Genomic DNA, 2,561 nt, shown 5'->3' on the forward strand with positions numbered 1-2,561 from the left:
CCCTACCCCTTGATATAGCGGGGCCGCCTGAACGGCGGCCCCCTGGAGGCCGACATGAAATTGAAGACCCTCAAGCCGCTGTACCTCGGCGGTAAGACCCTGATCGAAGGCACCTCGTTTTTAACAGGGGAGCAGCATGGCAGGCAGTTGCTCCAGAAAGGTTATGCCGAGGTGGACGACAGCGAGGATGAGGCGTTGGTGGATCTGACTCACTCTGAAACCCAACCCACTCCCATGACCTCCACCAGCGTGGTCGCCAATCCCGAGCCTGGCACCAAGGCGAAGGCCACCGATAAGAAAAAGGCTGACTGAACATGAGCATGATCGACATCGAACTGGCCATGAAGCATCTGCTCGCGGAGCCTGAGGATCAGGAACTGGTGCAGTCGCAACTGGACAGCGCCGAGATGGCCGCGACGGCCTTTCTCAATCGCGCGTTCTTTATCGATCAACTCGCACTGAATGATGCTCGTTCGCTGGTGCCCGTTGCCCGCAACCAGGCCCGGGTCGAATACGACGCAGCCATGGCCGCTGCCGTAGCCATTGAGGATTGCTTTCAGAGCCGCGAAGCGATGGCAGATGCTCAGTTCGTTTTCTCAGAAGCTTTGGCCGCCGCCACCTGCAATGCTCGGGGGATGGTGATCAATAAAGCGATCGAGGCCGCTTGCTTGCTGAAGCTTGGCCACCTGTTCGCCAATCGTGAAGAAGTGGTGACCGGCACGATCGCCACTGAGTTGCCGTTATCCAGTAAGGCCCTGCTGACGCCATATCGCGTCGGGATGGGTGTGTGATGCGTGCCGGTGCATTGTGTCATCGGATTACGTTTCAGGTTCCCGGGGAAGTGCAGGATCAACAGACCGGCGAGATGCTTCCGGGATGGGAGACCGTCTGGGAGAAAGTACCTGCATCGGTCGAACCACTGAGCGCTCGCGATCTGATCGCGGCGCAGGCGGGCCAATCTGAAGCCTCGGGCCGAATGGTGATCCGCTACCGCGCCGGCGTGCTGCCAACGATGCGCATCCTCCATCGTGGCGACGTCTACAACATTCAGGGTCCGCCAATGCCTGATCCGGTGTCGGGCCTTGAGTACCTCACCATCCTGGTGGCGAAGGGGTTGAACGATGGCTGAGACAGTTGAGTTCGGCATTACTGGTCTTGATTCATTGCTGGGCAAACTGGCAGCCATAACCTACGACGTGAAACGTAAAGGTGGGAGGGCTGCGCTGCGCAAGGCGGCGCAGCTGGTGGCGGACAAAGCGAAAGAAGGAGCGTTGCGTTTGGATGATGCTGAAACCGGGCGCTCCATTGCTGACAACATCGCGCTGCGCTGGAATGGTCGGCTATTCAGTCGGTCGGGAGACCTTGGTTTCCGGATAGGCGTTAAGTACGGAGCAGTGCTCAAGGATGGCGGCGAAACATCACAAAATAGCCCAACCCCCCATTGGCGCCTGCTGGAGTTTGGTACAGAAACGATTGCGGCCCGTCCGTTTATGAGGAATGCACTCGCGGACAGCATCAATGCTGCGACCGATGCTTTCATCACAAATTACGAGAAGGCCATTGATCGCGCAATCAAACGCGACGCGAAGTCGAGAGGAGGTGGTTAATGGCAGCAGCGCCAATCTTTGCGGTATGCGCGGCGAGCCCTCAGGTCACCGCCTTACTGGGGGCCGTGCCCACCAGGATGTATCCGTTTGGTGAAGCCCCTGAGGGGGTGACGAAACCCTATGCAGTGTGGCAGTTAGTCGGCGGTAGCCCAGAGAACTTCCTCGCAGGTCGCCCTGATCTCGATGGATACACGCTACAGGTAGATGTTTACGCCGCCACAGCTAGTTCAGCCAGAGCCGTGACCTCAGCCGTCAGCGCTGCGATTGAGCTTGTTGCCTACATCACGCGGTGGGGTGGCGAATCGAAGGACTCCGTCACGAAGAATTACCGGTCGAGCTTCGATGTCGACTGGCTTGTACCCAGATAGCTAATCCCTGAACCAGGCCCGCCAAGTGCGGGTTTTTTTACGTCCGACATTTGGAGAAAGCCATGTCGATGCTTACCCAAGGCACCCAGATTTATGCACTGGTGCCGACCGCCGCCGATCCCTCCGATCTCGAAATCATCGAGATCGAGTGCGCTACCGCATTAAGCCCGGGTGGAAACCCTGCCGACCCGATCGAAGTCACTTGCCTGAGCGATAAGGTACGTCGCTATCTGCGAGGTCTTCGCACTCCTGGCCAGGCTTCCATTACCCTCAACGCCGATTCGCGCAACACCTCGCACATTCGCCTGCACGCCCTCTCCGAAGACGACTCCATCGAGAGCATTTCGTGGGCTGTTGGCTGGTCCGATGGCATCGGCATCCCGCCGACTGTGAACGTCGCTGGCGACGACTTCGAGCTGCCGACTACTCGCACCTGGTTCATCTTCGAGGGCTATGTTTCCGATTTCCCGTTCGACTTCGCCGCCAACGCTACGGTCTCCACCGCGGCCACCATTCAGCGTTCGGGCGGCTCCGCCTGGATCCGCAAAACCACAACTCCGTAAGGATCGATTATGCAGCTGAGTAT

6 protein-coding genes are annotated in these 2,561 nt (G+C 58.6%); all 6 read left to right on the top strand.

Annotation, left to right across the window (positions count from 1 at the left end; all coding sequences use genetic code 11):
* Nucleotides 1-54: 54 nt before the first annotated feature.
* The 6 genes from AC1DRJ_RS24190 (at nt 55) to AC1DRJ_RS24215 (ending at nt 2,538) form a co-directional block, all read left to right on the top strand.
* Entirely contained in the window at nt 55-312 is a 258-nt protein-coding gene (locus tag AC1DRJ_RS24190; protein ID WP_477804373.1) for a hypothetical protein, read from the top strand.
* A gap of 2 nt (nt 313-314) precedes the next feature.
* A complete protein-coding gene (locus AC1DRJ_RS24195; protein WP_477804374.1) occupies nt 315-791 on the top strand; it encodes a head-tail connector protein in 477 nt (158 codons plus the stop codon).
* Nucleotides 791-1,129, top strand: a complete 339-nt coding sequence (locus AC1DRJ_RS24200) for a phage head closure protein (protein WP_477804375.1) — start codon at nt 791-793, stop codon at nt 1,127-1,129. The genes AC1DRJ_RS24195 and AC1DRJ_RS24200 overlap by 1 nt, the downstream gene beginning before the upstream one ends.
* Entirely contained in the window at nt 1,122-1,607 is a 486-nt protein-coding gene (locus tag AC1DRJ_RS24205; RefSeq protein WP_477804376.1) for an HK97-gp10 family putative phage morphogenesis protein, read from the top strand. The genes AC1DRJ_RS24200 and AC1DRJ_RS24205 overlap by 8 nt, the downstream gene beginning before the upstream one ends.
* Nucleotides 1,607-1,975, top strand: coding sequence for a DUF3168 domain-containing protein (locus AC1DRJ_RS24210; protein ID WP_477804377.1), 369 nt, complete (start codon nt 1,607-1,609; stop codon nt 1,973-1,975). The genes AC1DRJ_RS24205 and AC1DRJ_RS24210 overlap by 1 nt, the downstream gene beginning before the upstream one ends.
* A 62-nt stretch (nt 1,976-2,037) precedes the next feature.
* Nucleotides 2,038-2,538, top strand: a complete 501-nt coding sequence (locus AC1DRJ_RS24215; RefSeq protein ID WP_477804378.1) for a phage tail tube protein — start codon at nt 2,038-2,040, stop codon at nt 2,536-2,538.
* The last annotated feature ends 23 nt before the right edge of the window (nt 2,539-2,561 follow it).

The organism is Pseudomonas sp. P5_B2, from assembly GCF_056400445.1.